The organism is Paraburkholderia sp. RAU2J, assembly GCF_003634845.1.
GTDB lineage: Bacteria > Pseudomonadota > Gammaproteobacteria > Burkholderiales > Burkholderiaceae > Paraburkholderia > Paraburkholderia fynbosensis.
The window spans coordinates 2,327,196-2,344,151 of record NZ_RBXG01000002.1 but is presented as its reverse complement, the minus strand read 5'-3'; the positions used below and the strand labels follow the sequence as shown (position 1 = coordinate 2,344,151).

Genomic DNA, 16,956 nt, shown 5'->3' with positions numbered 1-16,956 from the left:
GCAAGCACGCGACCGCTGCCTTCGAATCTGTAGGACTGGCACAATCGAGATGAACTTCTACCCGCTCGGGAATCCTCATGCCAGACGCTGTCCCGCCTTCAATCGGCCCCCTGTTTGCCCTGTTTCCCTTCATGCGCCCGTATGCCGGGCGCTGGGCGCTCGCGTTCCTGGCGCTGGTGACGTCGGCGGGCGCCACCCTGGCGTTGCCGGTGGCGTTCAAATACCTGATTGACCGCGGCTTCGCCGCGGGTGACCGTGCGCACATTGATCGCTATTTCCTTGCGTTATTCGCCGTTTCGCTGGTACTGGCCGGCGCCACGGCACTGCGCTTCTACCTCGTGTCGTGGCTGGGCGAGCGGGTCACGGCTGATTTGCGAAGTGCGGTCTACGACCACGTGCTGGAGATGAGCCCGCAGTTCTTCGAAACCACGCAGACCGGAGAGGTGCTGTCGCGGCTCACCACCGACACCACCTTGATTCAGACGGTGGTGGGCAGCAGCCTGTCGCTGGGGTTACGCAACTTCTTCCTGCTTACCGGTGGCGTGGCGATGCTGGCAGTGACCAGCCCTGTGCTGTCAGGCTACATCATCGCCACGCTGGTGGTGGTGGTCGCTCCCATCGTTATCTTCGGTCGGCGCGTGCGGCGCCTCTCGCGCGCCAGCCAGGACAAGGTAGCGAACGCGAGCGCGCTGGCGGGCGAGGTCCTCAATGCCATGCCGACCGTCCAGTCGTATGCGCAGGAGCCCTTTGAGGCGCGGCGGTTTGCCGGCGCGGTGGAGGTGGCCTTTGAGACCGCGCTCACGCGCATTCGGGCGCGCGCCTGGTTGACCGCCGTGGTTATCGTCCTGGTGTTCGCCGCCATCGTGTTCGTCCTCTGGCTCGGGGCGCAGGATGTGCTGGCCGGGCGGATGACGGCTGGCCAGTTGTCCCAGTTCATCCTCTATGCGGTGTTCACCGCCGGTGCGGTGGGCGCAGTCGCTGAAGTGTGGGGCGATCTGCAGCGGGCCGCCGGCGCCACCGAACGGTTGTTGCAACTGCTGGCGGCACGCTCGCCGGTGGTGCAGGCCGAGGCCACGGTCACGCTGCCGGCGCGCGGGGACGGCATCCGCTTCGACAATGTTAGCTTTTCGTATCCGTCCCGCCCCGGTATCGCTGCACTCGCCGGGCTCTCGCTCGACGTCCGCGCGGGCGAACATGTCGCGCTGGTTGGACCGTCCGGTGCCGGCAAAACCACGCTGTTCCAACTGCTGCTGCGCTTTTACGACCCACAGGCCGGCAGCATTCTGATCAACGGCGTCCCGACGCGGCAGGTGCCGCTCGTCGAGTTGCGCAAGGGAATCGGGGTGGTGCTGCAGGAATCGGTGATCTTTTCGGGCAGCGTGCTCGACAACATCCGCTACGGCGCGCCCGACGCCACACTCCCGCAAGTGCAGCGGGCCGCCGAAATGGCCGCTGCGGCCGGCTTTATCGAAGAACTGCCGCAAGGCTACGACACGTTTCTAGGCGAGCGCGGAGTACGGCTGTCTGGCGGACAGCGCCAACGCATTGCGATCGCCCGCGCGATCATGAAGAATCCACCCATCCTGCTGCTGGACGAGGCCACCAGCGCGCTCGACGCTGCGAGCGAACGCCTCGTACAAAAGGCGCTGGACAATGCCGCGCAGAACCGCACCACGCTGGTCATCGCGCACCGCCTCGCGACGGTACAGCAAGCGGACCGCATCGTCGTGCTGGAGCAAGGCCGCATCGTCGCGCAGGGCCGTCACGCCGACTTGCTTTTGAGTTCGCCGCTCTATGCCCAGCTTGCCGCCCTGCAGTTTGGCGAGCAGGTTGCGCATACGGGACAGAGCGACGCCGAGTGCGATCGCGTCGACTCGGCGTGAAGACACGATCCAGGTCGGCACGGGCAACTGCAGGGCTCCAACGGACCGACGTGACGCGGTAGCGTAAGGCAATAAGCGGCCAGGAAGGGACATCCGCCATACCGCGATGAACGGCCGAAAAAGAACCTCTAGCGGCGCTTTGTCTTGCGGTTCGAGCGCGGAGAAATGACCAGCCTGCCTGCAGTGACGGCCTTTGCCCGCAATTGCTCAATCCACTCTACAGCGCACGAGTTATCGTACAACCAGCCCCTCAGTGACGATCAGCGCCAGCGGACGACCGCCCGCGCCCCCGGCCAAATACGGGCATGCCCGTCGAAACGTCTATTTGTTTAAAGAGATCGATCGATCTGCCGTAAACAAGTCATCGTACAACGGTGGACTAAAGCGGCATGCGACACGTATCGGTTCGAAAAAGCCTCCTTGCTATCTTCCTGATCTTTGCCACGATGATTTTGGTCGGCGGGGTGCTCGGCGTCACCACGCTCAGTCGTGCGAATGCCAATCTTGCTCGCATTCATCAGATTGCGACGCAGGAAATCCTTGTCAACGACGGATACAAGGATTCCACACGCACCCGAGCCGCGCTGACGCGTGCCTATTCGGCCTTGAAGGAACGCAACGACGAGGCGACACGAGACTCGGCGTTGAAAAGCGCCGGGACGACGCTGGACCGGGCGGCCACGGAAACGCAGTCGTTTCGTGGTGCGGCCTCTTTTAGTGGTCAGGATGACGGGTTGAAACGACAGCTGGTGGAATCGTCGACCAATCTCGCGGCGATCCTGGAGAAAGCCGTCGATGCCGTGCGTGCCGGTGATACGAACGCCTATGTCGCGATCAACGATCGCGACATTACGGCGGCCGGCGCAGCGTATTCGGTGAACGTCGAGAAATTCCAGAGCTTGGCGAACACGCTGTCGAACGATGCCATTGCGCAGGCCGAGCGCGAATATCAATGGGTCGTCAGTCTGGTCGTTATCGGGGGGGCCGGCGCGCTTGCGCTGATCGTCGCCACCCATTTCGCGCTGCGGCGTATCGTGACGACGCCGCTGAAGGAGGCCGCTGACCTGCTCGATCAGATCGCGGCGAACGATCTGACGGCGCTCATCCCCGAAGCGAGCGGTAACGAGATCGGTCAGCTTTTCGCAGCGATGCAGCGGATGCAGCGCGGTTTATCGCAGACCGTGGCGAACGTGCGCAACAGTTGCGAGGCGATTTACGGTGGCGCGGGGGAGATCGCGGCGGGCAACCTCGATCTGTCGAGCCGCACCGAGCAGCAGTCTGCGGCGCTGGAACAAACCGCCGCGAGCATGGAACAGCTGACGTCGACCGTCAAACAGAACGCGGACAATGCGCAGCAGGCAAGCAGACAGGCTTCGAGCGCGGCGGATGTCGCGCAGGGCGGCGGCGAAGTCGTCGAGCGCGCCATCCAGACGATGAATGCAATCAGCGAAAGCTCGCGCAGGATCGCCGAGATTACCGGGATGATCGACAGTATTGCGTTTCAGACCAATATCCTCGCATTGAATGCAGCGGTTGAATCGGCACGGGCGGGCGAGCAGGGACGCGGTTTCGCCGTGGTCGCAAGCGAGGTTCGCAGTCTCGCGCTACGCAGCGCGGACGCTGCCCGTGAAATCAAGGCCTTGATCGGCGCCTCGGTCGAGGACGTGGCGAACGGGAATAACCTGGTCGCGCAGGCGGGGCAGTCGATGAAGGAAATTGTCGGCGCCGTACGCAGCGTGGCCACCATCATGAATGAGATCAAGGCGGCGACGATCGAACAGAGCTCTGGCATCGAACAGGTTGGCCAGGCGGTCACGCAAATGGACCAGGTGACCCAACAGAATGCGGCGCTCGTCGAGGAGGCGGCCGCCGCCGCGAGCGCTCTTGAGCAGCAGGCGCAGTTGCTGACGGATGCTGTCTCGGCGTTTCGTCTTGCCGCTTGACAGACGGCGCGAACGATCAACGCCCGTCGCCGGTCAAGCAACCGTTTCTCAAGTAAAACCGCATCGTTGCTCGTCGTCCGATGGTGGGCGCCGGCCAGCGTTTGGCGATTTCAACCATTTCTATCCGGAGTGTGAGCATGAACGTTAAAGGTGTTCTCGGCGTAGCGGCAATCGGGTTGGCCGCTGTGGTGTCCAGCGCCTCGCAGGCCGCAACGTACGCATACGTATCGAATGCCGATAGCAAGGATATTTCTGTTTTCAGTCTCGACAAGTCGAATGGCTCGCTCGCGGCCGTGGAGACCGTGACGGTCGGCGCAACGGTGATGCCGATGGCGTTTTCGCCCGACCATCTCCGGCTTTATGCCGGGCTGCGCTCGCAGCCGTATCGCGTGGTGAGTTTTGCGGTTAATCCGCTCGATGGCCGGCTGATCGAACTCGGCAGAGCGCCGCTCGCGGAAAGCATGGCGTATGTCTCGACGGATGCGAACGGCCGCTACCTGTTTTCCGCGTCATACGGCGGCAACCTTCTGGCGGTGAACCGGATCGGTGCGGATGGGGTGGTCGGTGAAGTGCAGCAGATCATCAAGACGGGCCCGATGGCTCACGCGATTCGCAACGCGCCTGACAATCGCTACGTGTTCGCGTCGGTGCTCGGCTCGGATGCCTGGCTGCGTCTCAAGTTCGACGCGTCGAACGGCCAGTTGACTGAGGACGCCGCGCCCGCGTATTCGTTGCCACCGAAATCGGGACCGCGCCACTTCATCTTTTCGCCCGATCATCGGTTCGCGTATCTGATCGATGAGCTTGACGGCAAACTGCATGTGCTCTCCTTCGATAGCACGCGCGACACGGTCAAGCCGATTCAGACGATCTCCATCCTGCCGCCTGATTTCTCGGGTGACAAACCGTGGGGAGCCGATCTCCACCTGACTCCCGACGGGCGTTTTCTGTATGCGTCGGAGCGCACATCCAGCACGCTCGCCGCGTATAAGGTCAGCATGCGCTCGGGCAAGCTGACGCGTATCGGCACGTACCAGACTGAAAAGCAGCCACGTGGGTTCAATATCGATCCGTCTGGCGCGTACCTGCTGGCGGTCGGTCAGTTGTCGGCGAATCTAAGCGCTTATCGTATTGACCGGAAGTCCGGTGCGCTGAGCGCGATTGGACAGTATCCGGTGGGTAAGGGGGCGAACTGGGTTGAAATCGTCGAGTTTGATGGTACGAGCACCGATTGACGGTTGGTGAGAGGCCGCCGCGCAGTCCCGAGGGGTTGACGGCGGCCTGGACGTAGACCCGGTTTCGACCAGACGCCTCGTATTGCGAATGGCTTCCCGGATCTTATCCTTGCACTGTTCGGTTCAGACATTGGGATGCATGCTCGCTCGCCGGTCGGCATGGTGCGCCCTCTGATGCTCGTCGAATGCGAGGCGGAGGTTGAGATTGAATGACCGCGCTTGCAGCCCCTTGCGATTGTTATGAGCTTTAAACGCGGGCATGTATTGACCATCGGCAGTAGCGGTAAGCGTCGGTGCCCACGCCAGAATTTTTGAAAGCCATTTGGCGGTCTTGCCGGGTTGCTTGAATGTATTATTAGCAACGAGCAGCGGAACGGTGCCGCGTTATTGACCGACCACCTGCGGCTGGCCGATACAAGCCTGGAAGGGGACGGCCTCGATTCGTGTTCGAATGACTCCAACGGGTCGGGAGCGGGTGTTCCCTTCGCGCTACCGATGTAGGCCGCCGCCTCGAAGAGGTTGGGCATCGCGGGCAATCGGTGCCTCGAGAAGACAACCAAACTCGCGGGCAAAGTCGACAGAGACGCGCGCGTGGACGGCGCCCTGCTTGTCAAAGAACCGCTGGGTTCCTTCGAGAGTGAACACACCTTCATGCCAGATGTTTGGATGGATGTAGAGGCCCTGCTGTCCATCAAAGCGAAAGCACACGAAGTTCTCTGGCGCTATGTCGTCCCCGGGCAGCGCCAAGGGAACGTAGAACGGGCGATGGTCGAGAGGAAAGAACAGTTGTCCACCGTCTGGGTGGTAGTTCGCGTGCCAAAGCAACATGCGCTCCGGTACATTGGTGTTGTCGTCACGGGCTGCTTCAGGCTCCACTGCGTACGCAAGGATGTAGTTGCCGCCCACAGCATCGTTTCGACCGTACAAAATGTCCCCACGCCATTCGCTCACAAACGTGCCTTCGGTGGTGCCTGCCTCATCACCGGTTCCAGGGTCAACGGGCCTTGCACCCACTGCCGGCCACTGCACAATCTCGATCGAACACTCGCTCGGGTCTGCTACAAGCCTGCCGAATCCATCAAGCGTTGTTGGGGTCGCATCGACCACGGGCATTGATACGCGCCGAAGGCCAGAAGGAAGGCTGGGATTGAGGTAATCGATTTCCTGGTTCATTGCGGCAGTCTACAGGAGTAGAACGTACCGACCGCCGATGGCCGAACAAAGTGTTTGACCGCCCCTTGTCCACGTGGAAACGGCCATTGGCACAATGTCGACCTGACGTCGGAAGTGGGTCGAGGGCGGTCCGTCGCGATAGGCGCCGTTCTGCCCATCACAAAGGTGACCTGTGGGACTGGGTTCGGCCATGACGCGCCGCTCGCCCTTTATCGACAGGTTCCCATCTTCGTGAGGACGTGCTTCTCGTGCGACGGGCCGTCGCGAGGCCCGATGTCCCGGCCGGGGCGCAGCGTGCCGGACTTGCGGGCAGCGGTGCTCGCAACAGGTCGTCGGGCTATTTGCTAAAATATGAACGTCGTTTATTATGGCGAATGGGCGGCCGCAGTCCGGCGGCGATCTAACGCTAGTCATATGTGGGTGCTCTGTCATCTCGCAGGTATCCGGCTCGGCTTTAACCTTTACGCCGAAAGTTGTGCGTGGGTACGAGGTTTGGGGCCGCACTACAGGAGGAACTCGCCGTGCCACGCGAAGCCGTCACCGCCTGCCGCATCTGCGCCGGCAACTGTTCATTACGCTTGACCCTGGACGACGCCGGACGCGTCGTTGCTGCGCGCGGCGACCGCGACAATCCGCTCACGCGCGGCTACGCCTGCATCAAGGGCGCGTATCTGCATGAGGCGCATAACAGCGCGGAGCGGCTCTTGCATCCGCTGAAACGGCAGCGCGATGGAAGTTTCGTGCCGATGCCGCTTGACGTGATGCTGGCCGAGATCGCGGCGCAACTCGAGGCACTGATCGAGCGCCACGGCGCCGATGCGGTCGCAGCCTTTCGCGGCACCATGAACTACTCTAACCTCGCCGCCAATCATATGTTGCCCGCCTTCCTCGCGGCGCTGGGTTCGAATTCGTTTTTCTCTACTATGACCATCGACCAGTCGGCCAAATGGGTGGCATTTGAGCGACTGGGCGGCTGGGCTGCCGGCAAAGATCCGTACGCAAGCGCCGACGCGCTATTGTTCGTCGGCACCAATCCGCTGGTATCGCTATCCACGTTCAATTTCGCATTGCAGAATCCGGTCAAGCAGCTCCACGAAGCGAAGGAGCGCGGCCTGAAGCTGGTGGTGATTGATCCACGAGAGACAGAGACCGCCCGCCATGCCGATGTCTTCCTGCAGGTGCTGCCGGGCGAGGACCCGACCGTCCTGGCTGGCCTGCTGCGCATCATCCTGTGTCGCGGCTGGCACGATGATGAATTCTGTGCGCGCTACGTCAAGGACCTGCGACGACTGGCGCGCGCGGTCGAGCCGTTCACGCCCGAATACGTCGCCGAGCGCGCCGGCGTAAGCGTCGAAGCGCTCGAAGCCGCCGCTGCGGCCTTCGCGGAACCCGTCCGGGAGGCCGGCGGCCTGCGCCGCAAGCGTGGCTCGGCCGCGTCGGGAACCGGGCCCAACATGGCGCCGCACTCCAATCTGGCCGAACATCTGGTCGAATGCCTCAACGTCGTGTGTGGCCGCTTTGCTCGCCCCGGCGACCCTGTACCGAATCCCGGCGTGGTCGCCCCACGCTACCAGCGCCGCGCCGAAGTGATTCCGCCACGCCGTTCTTGGGAATCCGGCTGGAAGAGCCGTGTCGGCGGCTATGGCATGCTGTTCGGCCAGAAGATGAGCGGCACGCTGGCCCAGGAAATCACTACGCCTGGCGCCGGCCAGATCCGCGCGCTGTTGGTCGACGGCGGCAATCCAGTCGATGCCGTGCCCGACCAGCGCCGCATCGCCGATGCGCTGCGCCAACTGCAACTGCTGGTATGCATCGAGCCATTCATGACTAACACTGCGCGGCTCGCGCACTATGTGATTCCACCGAAGCTGATGTTCGAGCGCGCCGACCTGCATTCGCGCGACTACGAGTCCTACATCATGTTCCAGCCTTACGCACAATACTCGGGCGCCGTGGCGACGCCGCCGGAGGGATCCGAAGTCGTGGACGACTGGTTCGTGTTCTGGGATCTGGCGCGGCGCCTGGGCAAGACCATCATATTCGACGACGTTCCCCTCGATATGCGCGCAGCTCCGACCACCGACGAGCTGCTTGCGATCCTGGTTCGCCACGGCTCGATCTCATTTGACGAACTGAAGCTGAACCCACAAGGTAAAATCTACGAGGTCGAACCGATGATCGTGCAGCCCGGCGAGCCAGCGAATACCGCGCGCTTCGACGTGATGCCGGACGACGTCGAGCGCGAACTGGCCGGTGTACTGAACGAAGCGGGGGCGCCGCCGGGGTTCACGCATCGCCTGGCCGTGCGGCGCGTGCGCGACGTGCAGAACACCATGTACCACCACCTGCCCGCGGTACGCCGACGCATGCCGTTCAATCCGGCCTTTGTGCATCCCGATGACCTGGCTGCTCAAGGACTGACCGAAGGCCAGTGCGTGGCCATTGTTTCGCCGCACGGCCGCATTCGAGCTATCGTCAAAGCGGACCCGGCACTGCGCCGAGGCGTCGTGTCCATTTCGCACGGTTGGGGACCGATGCCCGACGAGGAGCCCGAAGAGTACGCCGGCGCCAATCCAAACCAGTTGCTCAGCACAACAGTTGGCCTTGATCCGATCAACGCCATGCCGGTAATGAGCGCGATGCCGGTACGCATCGAAGCTGTAGATTGAATCGCAAGAGAGAACCCCCGTTTGAATTGAACGGTTTGTTTTCGAGCGCGACAGTTGAAATCCTTAAATCCGAGCATCGGTCGGGTTCGGCGTTTGATGGCCCAATGGTCCCGCTCCACGATGTTATTCAAGTACTTGATCTGACGAACCCTGCGCGCGCGTCATTCTGAGTGGTATCGAATTGATGCACATGATTAAGAAAGGACAGGTGAAATGTTCGGCAAAAACTTCGTTGTCTGCCGCCCAGCAATTTTACTCGTTGGTTTCATAAGCGATCCTTCGCATATCGCCTTTGCTTGACCCGCTTACCTTACTGCGACGGGAACCACTGGCATGCCATACACAGTAGTCGTCCTGATTGCCCCAATAGCCGTTGCACGCCGCCACACCTGCGCAGTCGCCGCACTGCCGGCTGCAGGTTTTTCACACATTAGCGAAAGCGATCTATCCTTAAAGAGTTCTGCGTAACAATTTCTCGTTTCCTTCCAGAGGAGGTGCGTCATGTCGATGTCTGCCACTCTCCAGGACTGCCTGCGCAGCAAGGGCACCCAGTACGAAGTTGTGCGTCATCCGCTCAGCCATTCCAGCGTCGAAACCGCGGCAGCAGCCCATATTCCCGGCGATCGCCTCGCCAAAACCGTGCTTCTTGAAGACGAGCACGGCTATGTGGCGGCGGTGCTGCCATCCACCTACGCAGTGCGGCTGTCGTCGCTTTGGGCACAGACCGGACGTCAACTTTGGCTGGCCAAAGAGGTCGATTTGCGGGAACTGTTCAAGGACTGCAACGTAGGCGCGCTGCCGCCGGTCTGTACGGCCTATGGCATGCAAACCTATCTTGACGAGAGCCTCACCCGCCAGCCGGACGTCTATTTCGAGGCCGGCGATCATGAAGAGTTGATCCACATGGGTACGGATCAATTCCTCGATCTGATGGACCGGGCCGAGCGGGCACGCTTCGCCCGTCGCATGCAGGGTATGCCATCTTCCTGACTGGCGCCCGCCTGATGCGGTAAGGCTTGCGCAGTGCGGCATAAAAGGCACTGCGTCGCTCAACCTTTGCGCGAGGCAGATCATGCAACGCAGCGATGCGGTCTTTAAGCAGGTGATGGCAGCCTTCGAGCGGGAATCACACCTGAAGCTCCACAATCATGCCATTCATATGAGTTTTGACGGCGACGCCTTGACCGTGACAGGCGAGGTGCCGGATATCCCATCCAAGAAACGCCTTCTTCGCTTGAGCCAGATGCACAGCGAGGGGACACGTGTGGTGGATCAGCTGCGTGTCACCGCCGATCCGGCGGTCGGTGACGGCGAGTTGCGCACGCGTATCTGCGAACGGCTTGCGCAGGCGGTTGAGTTCCGCCACTGCGTGATCTGCGCGCGCGTCAAGGGTCAGCTTGAAGTACTGCGCGGCACGATGGACCCGGCGGGCAACGACGGCAGCGGCGTCGTCGAGGTGACGGTCGACGATGGCGTGGTGACCTTGACCGGGCAAGTGACCAGCCTGTCTCACAGGCGTTTCGCGAGCGTGACTGCCTGGTGGGTCGGCGGGTGCCGCGATGTGGTGAACCTGCTGGAACTGGTGCCCGCCGAAGCGGACGGCGACGATGAGATTTCCGATGCTTTGCACCTGGTGCTCGAAGCCGATCGGCGTGTGCGCGCCGAACAGATCACGATCAATGTGGAAAATCACCGGATCACACTGGCAGGGTGGGTGGCGACCGAAGCCGAAAGACGGCTGGCGGAACAGGACGCCTGGTGTCTGGATGCGATCGACGGCGTCGTCAATCGCATCCACGTGCGGGCCTGATCCGGCCGCCGGTCCGCGTCGGGTACTTTTTCTGCTGGAAAACGTCTGCTCTCTAGCCGGGCAGGCCGGCTAGCGGCTAGCGGCGAGCGTGACGGGACATGAGTGCGTGCAAGTTTCTGTCGGCCGTGACGATGGCCGTGTTGTTCGGAGGATCTCTGGGGGCGAATGCGGCGGGTTCGTGTTCTCCGGCGTTCTCCGAGGTCGATGTCAAAGACGGCCTCAAAGTACAGGCCAATTGTGGAGTCCCCGTCCGGGCCCTCAACCGCATGGTTACCGAATTGAACCGTTCGGTGAAGGGCGCCAGACTCTCCGATCTCCAGATCGTCTCGCTCGCGAGAGCCGCCAACGTGATACTGGCTGCCGTACAGGTGCGTTCGGGCCGCATTGAGCACGGCACCGATACCGCGTTCGCCAACATCGGACCGCTTATTGGACGCCTTGCCGGGCAAATCAGCGCGCGGCCCGACGCGGACCCCGTGGCCGAAGCCCGGCAATGGGGCGTGCGTTACGACGATCTGCTACGCAGATCGTCGATCGCACGGAGTTCCGATCCTCTTGAACTGCAAATAGATGAAGCGCTCGAGCGCTTCGATCTGGACGGTGCATCGCATCGACTAACGAAGCTGCTTGGAGAAAAACAGGGAACCGCGCAGGTGCTCGCGGCCCGTAGTTATGAGGCTGGCGAAATCGAGTTGCTGCGCTTCACGCCGGGCAACGCAGTGCCGTACCTGGAAAGGGCCTACTCGTTGCAACCGGAAGACACCGACACTGCGACTGCGTTTTCGGACACGTTGGCTGAGCAACGCGAGTTTGAACGTGCGGAACCGATTTATCGCGCGCTGCTGTCGCGCTATCAGGCGCTTGCACAGGAGAAGCCCGCAGCCTACCAACCCCACATTGCGCGCATGCTCGAGAAGCTTGGTAACGTCTACGTTGGGCTGCAACGGCCAAGGGAAGCGGAGGCAGCCTACCTGCGGGCGCTGGAGATCTATTGGCTACTCGCGCAGCAGAACCCGCAGGCCTACGGCTCTGCGGTGGCAGAAACCTTCGACAACCTCGGTGTCCTGTATCGCGATACACAGCGCCTGACGGAGGCAGCGCAGGCATATCGCGAAGCGCTGAACATCGATCGTGCATTGGCCTATCGCGACCCCGCGACCTACCAGCCTGAAATCGCGACGATGCTTAACGACCTCGGCATCCTGTACGACGCTACACAACGCCCGAGCGACGCGGAACAGGCGTATCGCGAGGCACTGGAGATCCAGCGGGCTCTCGCGCGCGGCAACCCCGCGGCCTATCGACCGGCGCTTGCGCGTACGATCAACAACCTCGGGAACCTCTATAGTTCCACACAGCGACTCCACGAGGCAGAGCATGCCTATAAGGAAGCGCTCGCGATCCGGCAGCAGCTTGCCCGCAAGAGTCCAGCACTCTATCTGCCCGACGTGGCGCGCACGCTCAGTAATCTCGGCGCGCTTTATCGTGCCACGCAACGGCCGAAGGAGGCTCAGCAGGCTTATCAGGAAGCCTTGCAAATCTATCGTTCGCTTGTGCCGGACACTCCCGCTGTCTACAAGCCAGACGAAGCGCGGATGCTGAACAATCTAGGTGTCCTGTTCACTCATAGCGGGCGTCCGCGCAAGGCGGAAGACGCCTACCGGAGTGCGCTGGACCTTTACCGGACTCTGTCGCGAGATGACCCCGTGACCTACCGTCGGGATGAAGCACGGACTCTCGGCAACCTCAGTGCGCTTTTCAGCCAGACCCGGCGACCGCGCGAGGCGGAAGAGACCCGGCGTGAAGCAGCTCGTCTTCTCGACACAAGAGAAGCGCCGTAAAACAAAGATGCGATTGTTTGGAAACCTAAATAATCACGTAGACTTTCCGCATCGTTTCATGCATCTGCCACAGCCCTTAGGTGTTCGCTTCGAAGAACAACGCATCGCCGCCGGTGAAGTGAATCGTGTCTTTGCCGCCTGGCGTGAAAGCATGGGTTCGTCAAGGCGGCTGCCCGCGTCAACAACCGTGCAGAGAACAGCCATCAGCCGACGCGTGAACGCGAACGACGCATGAGAGGGTTCCGGCTACCCGAACGCACGCAGGTCTTCCTCTCGTGCTTCGGGCCAATCCGGCAACACTTTGCGCTCAAGCGTCATTTGCTGCGCGCTTCGCTTTATCGCAAGCAGCTCGCCGCGCGGTTGGTCGCATGGCCCAAATTCACCCAACCTGCCCAGAATCCGTCCGCAGTCTTCTGAGTGATTGACTTACCTGCCTATGATTCGACGGGTGATCGGTAATGTGACAACGCCCTCACGACGCATCCTATTCAGAAGATCGACGAGCAGGTCTTCGGTGCCGGTTCGTCAATCCGCCGCTGTGCACCTTTGGCGACAATCTGGACCGCGAAACCTGTCGCCGCAACGGAACCTTCGTTCCGAATGAGGTGTTCGTCATTGCCGGTGTCGACCAACGTCGTACCATTTGCTGTACCCGGTCCGTACACTTGCGGCGTACAGTTGGCGTGGTACTCGGTTAACTGTCCCGACGTGATGACTATCAGGCTGTGCCCGGGGTGCCTATGCCAGCCAGTGGTTCCACCCGGCGCCCAAATGTTGGTCTGTATGTACAAGTCTGACGGCCCCTCGGTCTTTTCGAACGAGGACCAAGTATCTCCAGGGAATCCAGGAGCAAACTGCTGAAGCTGGTTCTGTGTGAGACGGTTCATGACTTGAAATTCGGCGAAAGTCCCTTTGGCCAGAGTCGTGCCAGTGAATCCGCTGGCCGGGGTCGCATGGGCAGATGCCACGTGAGAGAGGGCCGCGACCATCCATACGGCAAACCACAGCGGCAACGAGATGTCCCGCCGCAGCCGTTTTCGGCTTGAAAACCGTGTCGTCGAGGCGAGCCCCTCGGCCCAGCGATCCTTCGCCGCGTCCTTTTCATCCCCGAGATCGAGCTTCTTCACCGCACCGCCATCGTATTTCATGTCATCGCCTCGTTTTCAAGTTGGTTGTCCATCTCCTGTCGAGCCTCTCGCGCCCGTGAGCGGTGCGACGTGTGGCGTCGCGGCCGGCAGACCCTGCAATGCCACTGGTTGAAGCGGTAGGTGCGGACAGCGTCTGACGAAACCTCGACACTAACGCAGTGCGTTAGATTCCGATGTCAGTGACGCGTTCCGATGGTGGGCGCCCCCGAGAGCAAAGATGCGCGAGCCCATAATTGGATCTCCGCCCGCGATGGACGGCCGATCCGGAGACAGACGAAACGAGCCGCGGAGGGGAGACCGTTCGTATCGAACCCGGGAGGATGCACGGGCATCCGTGACGAACTCTGGCTGCGGGTGGTTAGCCCGAGGTTGTCGGCGACAAGGCGCTTCAAAGGAGATCGACAAGTTGCGCATGGCGCTCGGCCTGGCAGAATTCGCCCAAGCCAGCGGCGGCTTTGTGGTGCCGCATCTCAGCGGGCACTATCGGCCAAGATGCCTCGGGCAGCACGCGGCCAGGAAGCGTCGTTCACTCACACCGTTGCTTGAACGTTCGGATGTCCGCTGCCCAGTTGCCTCATCATGACGAATCACTCCCGTCGATTGATGTCAGGATTCCAGCCGCATCGGACCACTCCGCGGTTTCCTCCCTCGAGGCTCATTGGGCGCCTGCCCACACGCGCCGCAGCACACTCACAGCCATGTGAATGAGGGCAGGCGTCCAATAACCCTGATATGACTTTCCGTGTCAATCGGAATGTGTGGTTTGCAGTCTTCTCATGCGCAAATGAATTCCCTGATATGACTTTCCGTGTCAATCGGAATGTGTGGTTTGCAGTCTTCTCATGCGCAAATGAATTCCCTGAGGGCGGCGTAGCAGTAAATCTCGACGGTGGATCATCCTGATATCCGCGGGTTGGTTACCGCATTACATGGACCGTCTCATGAGCCTGCCGCATTCTTAAGCCGCAAGTCGGGTGATATCCGTTGCGGGGTTGTGCCGCGGGTTACTCGAGTAGCCGGGCTACGCCGCCTTCAGGAAACTCGTGGATCTATGGGGTGAGCGACGTGGTGCTTCGTAATCAGGTTGCCTCTGTGCGATAAGGTAACGCGAGCGACATCGCCAAGCGCCCGATGTCCCAGATGAAACCTGACAGTTCACGGGCGACGGCCACGACCGTCGTATTGGCATTCTTGCCACGCGCGGCCAGCCTCCGGTATCGGCGACATAGTCGAACCTGCGCGTCCCAGGCGCGATCGATGATGGCCTTGGGAATGCCTTCATGCCGACACTGAATGTCGGCGCTTACACGTGCCGGATGCCGATAGCTCCAGGCCGCCTCCACGAGCAACTTTCTGGCGTAGCTATTGCCGGTCTTGGTGATGCTTCCCTGCCGTCGCTTGTCACCCGATGAGTGTTCTGACGGGACGACGCCGAGCCATGCCATCAATTGACGCGGATGCTCAAAGCGTGACAGATCGCCGAGTTCGGCAAGCATTCCAACGGCCGTGGTGAACTGCACACCGCGCATGGCCTGCAGACCCAGAACGGTCGGATAGAACCGCCAGTTTGTCACTGCCTCACGCAAGGCGGCTTCAACACGCTGGCATTGCGCGAGCCGATCTTCGATCGTACGCCGAAGTTCCTCGAACGCGAATTGTTGCCATTCGCTACCGAACGCATACTGGCTCACCCAGCGTCGGTGAGCTGGTCCCCAGTCGGCATGACCGGCATAGCGTACATCGTGCGCGAGCAGGAACGACTTGAGCCGCTGCCGCGCCTGTCTCAAATCGTCTTTGGCCGTCATCCATGCGCGGGCGAGGTCGCGAAATGCCTCGTCCTCGACGGTCGGCACGTACACAGCTGACAGGTCACCGGCCCGTAGGGACCGCACAAGCTTGACCGCATCGCGCCGATCCGTCTTGACGCGCTCGCCGGGCTTTCTGGGAATCAATGACGGCGCGCACACCATGCAGTCGAATCCCTTCTGGACCAGTTGCCGGTAAAGGCCGTAGCCACATGGTCCTGCCTCGTAAACAACGCGTACGTGTCGCGCTTTCGATTGAAGACGCTTGCACAGGCGATCGATATCCGTCTTCGTCGTACCGGTCTTGCCGGGCAGTTCGACCTCGCCGGTGCCGAACGCATAGGCGACAGTGATCGAATCCTTGTGAACGTCGAGTCCTACGTACAGCGTGCTATCGTGTTCCATGCTGGCCTCCCGTGCGGGAAATCGCCGGGTGTGGCACCGTCCACACCGTGCGGCTCTGGCAGCGATGCTAACCCGCGTTTGATTCCTCACGGCGGGCCAGCCTCTACCTCACGGAAAGTCATAGTGTCTTAACGGGAGTGTGAGTTCGCTGATGCAGGAAGCTGCCGCCGGGCCGCTCGATGCCGCGACCGTCGGCAATCCGTCCCACTGCTGACGTCCAGCCCAGCCCAGTCCTGTCTAACGTCGGCATTGGCCGAATTGTGCGAATAGCATGTCGGTCAGGTGACGGGGTCCTCCTGCCGTTCGCCCATCGGGTCAGGCGGTGGGTGTCGAGTGCCGGGCGGAACCCGTCACTTCGAGGCAACGGCACATGGCTGAGCCGCCACCGTCGGTGGCATAGGGGACCTGCGTGTACTATTCGTGTTGAACACAGCGGACGACTGCTACGGACGTAGAGCATGAGCTGTGTAATTGCAGCTCGCCTCGAAAGCGGTACAGGGAGACGATGAGATGCGCGTACTGATCGTCGATGATCACGATCTGTTCAGAGCCGGATTGGCACTCCTGCTGAGAGAGTTCTTCCCGAACATCGAGTTGCTGCACGCGAGTACGTTGTCTCAAGGCGTGAAGCATGCGCTTGGCGAGTTCCTGCACATCGTATTTCTCGATCTCGATTTTCCCGATGGCCACGGTTGCGGCGCGCTTGCCAAACTGAAGGAGTCGCGCCCTTCGTTACCGGTGATCGTGATATCGGCCGATGAAAGCGTGGAAACCATCGGTCGGTGCATCGAACTTCGCGCCATGGGATACGTCCCCAAGTTGTCACCTCCTGAAGCACTTCATGCAGCGATAAGCGCAGTGCTTGCCGGGGCGTGTTCCTGCCCGCTGCCAGCATCGCGAGGCTCAGGCGTGACATGGGCACGGACGAGGCTCCGGTAAGTGGGCCTGGGAACGCACAGCCGAGCGGTAATCCGGAAATGAGCAGCGCATCCGAGCTGGGACTCACTCCGAGAGAGTTCGAAACGTTGGCGTGGCTGGTGCGCG

12 protein-coding genes and 3 pseudogenes are annotated in these 16,956 nt (G+C 61.4%); 11 read left to right on the top strand and 4 right to left on the bottom strand.

Translation table 11 applies throughout. The annotated features are described in order from the left end of the window. The first annotated feature begins 77 nt into the window (after window positions 1–77). The 3 genes from B0G69_RS27965 to B0G69_RS27955 all read left to right on the top strand — a co-directional run bounded on the left by B0G69_RS27965 (window position 78) and on the right by B0G69_RS27955 (window position 5,061). Window positions 78–1,883, top strand: a complete 1,806-nt coding sequence (locus B0G69_RS27965) for an ABC transporter transmembrane domain-containing protein (protein ID WP_121322952.1) — start codon at window positions 78–80, stop codon at window positions 1,881–1,883. 389 nt (window positions 1,884–2,272) lie between these two features. Continuing rightward, window positions 2,273–3,826, top strand: coding sequence for a methyl-accepting chemotaxis protein (locus tag B0G69_RS27960; RefSeq protein ID WP_121322949.1), 1,554 nt, complete (start codon window positions 2,273–2,275; stop codon window positions 3,824–3,826). Between the two features lie 137 nt (window positions 3,827–3,963). Next, the gene (locus B0G69_RS27955) at window positions 3,964–5,061 is read left to right on the top strand and encodes a beta-propeller fold lactonase family protein (protein ID WP_121322947.1); all 1,098 of its coding nucleotides are present in this window, start codon (window positions 3,964–3,966) and stop codon (window positions 5,059–5,061) included. A gap of 489 nt (window positions 5,062–5,550) precedes the next feature. On the opposite strand, the gene B0G69_RS27945 is transcribed toward B0G69_RS27955, so the two are convergent. Then, on the bottom strand, window positions 5,551–6,234 hold the full coding sequence (locus tag B0G69_RS27945; protein WP_121322945.1) for an ureidoglycolate lyase: 684 nt from the start codon (window positions 6,232–6,234) through the stop codon (window positions 5,551–5,553). 521 nt (window positions 6,235–6,755) lie between these two features. Here B0G69_RS27945 and B0G69_RS27940 point away from each other — a divergent pair. Next, a complete protein-coding gene (locus tag B0G69_RS27940; protein ID WP_121322943.1) occupies window positions 6,756–8,903 on the top strand; it encodes a molybdopterin-dependent oxidoreductase in 2,148 nt (715 codons plus the stop codon). 56 nt (window positions 8,904–8,959) lie between these two features. On the opposite strand, the pseudogene B0G69_RS27935 reads toward B0G69_RS27940, so the two are convergent. Beyond that, a pseudogene (locus tag B0G69_RS27935) lies at window positions 8,960–9,052 on the bottom strand (IS6 family transposase); the annotation flags it as partial. 2 nt (window positions 9,053–9,054) lie between these two features. On the opposite strand from B0G69_RS27935, the pseudogene B0G69_RS41510 reads away from it, so the two are divergent. The 6 genes and pseudogenes from B0G69_RS41510 to B0G69_RS27910 all read left to right on the top strand — a co-directional run. Continuing rightward, window positions 9,055–9,174 (top strand): annotated as a pseudogene (locus B0G69_RS41510) (IS6 family transposase); the annotation flags it as partial. Between the two features lie 230 nt (window positions 9,175–9,404). Further along, a complete protein-coding gene (locus tag B0G69_RS27925) occupies window positions 9,405–9,893 on the top strand; it encodes a YbaK/EbsC family protein (protein ID WP_121322941.1) in 489 nt (162 codons plus the stop codon). A gap of 82 nt (window positions 9,894–9,975) precedes the next feature. Then, complete coding sequence (locus B0G69_RS27920; protein ID WP_241991490.1) at window positions 9,976–10,713, top strand: BON domain-containing protein; 738 nt, start codon at window positions 9,976–9,978, stop codon at window positions 10,711–10,713. A gap of 98 nt (window positions 10,714–10,811) precedes the next feature. Continuing rightward, the gene (locus B0G69_RS27915) at window positions 10,812–12,554 is read left to right on the top strand and encodes a tetratricopeptide repeat protein (RefSeq protein ID WP_121322939.1); all 1,743 of its coding nucleotides are present in this window, start codon (window positions 10,812–10,814) and stop codon (window positions 12,552–12,554) included. Continuing rightward, the gene (locus B0G69_RS41505; protein WP_199731435.1) at window positions 12,514–12,789 is read left to right on the top strand and encodes a hypothetical protein; all 276 of its coding nucleotides are present in this window, start codon (window positions 12,514–12,516) and stop codon (window positions 12,787–12,789) included. Before B0G69_RS27915 ends, B0G69_RS41505 begins: the two co-directional genes overlap by 41 nt. After that, a pseudogene (locus B0G69_RS27910) lies at window positions 12,732–12,971 on the top strand (IS6 family transposase); the annotation flags it as partial. The gene B0G69_RS41505 and the pseudogene B0G69_RS27910, both read left to right, overlap by 58 nt. Before the next feature lie 71 nt (window positions 12,972–13,042). Here B0G69_RS27910 and B0G69_RS27905 read toward each other — a convergent pair. Together B0G69_RS27905 and B0G69_RS27900 are read right to left on the bottom strand one after the other, a co-directional pair. Beyond that, window positions 13,043–13,702 (bottom strand): cupin domain-containing protein, encoded by a 660-nt coding sequence (locus tag B0G69_RS27905; protein ID WP_121322937.1) that lies wholly within the window; start codon window positions 13,700–13,702, stop codon window positions 13,043–13,045. 1,079 nt (window positions 13,703–14,781) lie between these two features. Further along, window positions 14,782–15,912, bottom strand: coding sequence for an IS110 family transposase (locus B0G69_RS27900; protein ID WP_121322935.1), 1,131 nt, complete (start codon window positions 15,910–15,912; stop codon window positions 14,782–14,784). 510 nt (window positions 15,913–16,422) lie between these two features. On the opposite strand from B0G69_RS27900, the gene B0G69_RS27895 reads away from it, so the two are divergent. Beyond that, window positions 16,423–16,851 (top strand): response regulator transcription factor, encoded by a 429-nt coding sequence (locus B0G69_RS27895; protein ID WP_147440780.1) that lies wholly within the window; start codon window positions 16,423–16,425, stop codon window positions 16,849–16,851. Window positions 16,852–16,956 lie beyond the last annotated feature (105 nt).

Bases quoted from the DNA above. Each gene is read 5' to 3' on its own strand.
- B0G69_RS27915 (WP_121322939.1), top strand. From the start codon at position 10,812: ATGAGTGCGTGCAAGTTTCTGTCGGCCGTGACGATGGCCGTGTTGTTC.
- B0G69_RS27945 (WP_121322945.1), bottom strand. From the start codon at position 6,234: ATGAACCAGGAAATCGATTACCTCAATCCCAGCCTTCCTTCTGGCCTT.
- B0G69_RS27920 (WP_241991490.1), top strand. From the start codon at position 9,976: ATGCAACGCAGCGATGCGGTCTTTAAGCAGGTGATGGCAGCCTTCGAG.
- B0G69_RS27960 (WP_121322949.1), top strand. From the start codon at position 2,273: ATGCGACACGTATCGGTTCGAAAAAGCCTCCTTGCTATCTTCCTGATC.
- B0G69_RS27925 (WP_121322941.1), top strand. From the start codon at position 9,405: ATGTCGATGTCTGCCACTCTCCAGGACTGCCTGCGCAGCAAGGGCACC.
- B0G69_RS27900 (WP_121322935.1), bottom strand. From the start codon at position 15,912: ATGGAACACGATAGCACGCTGTACGTAGGACTCGACGTTCACAAGGAT.
- B0G69_RS27955 (WP_121322947.1), top strand. From the start codon at position 3,964: ATGAACGTTAAAGGTGTTCTCGGCGTAGCGGCAATCGGGTTGGCCGCT.
- B0G69_RS27895 (WP_147440780.1), top strand. From the start codon at position 16,423: ATGCGCGTACTGATCGTCGATGATCACGATCTGTTCAGAGCCGGATTG.
- B0G69_RS27905 (WP_121322937.1), bottom strand. From the start codon at position 13,702: ATGAAATACGATGGCGGTGCGGTGAAGAAGCTCGATCTCGGGGATGAA.
- B0G69_RS27965 (WP_121322952.1), top strand. From the start codon at position 78: ATGCCAGACGCTGTCCCGCCTTCAATCGGCCCCCTGTTTGCCCTGTTT.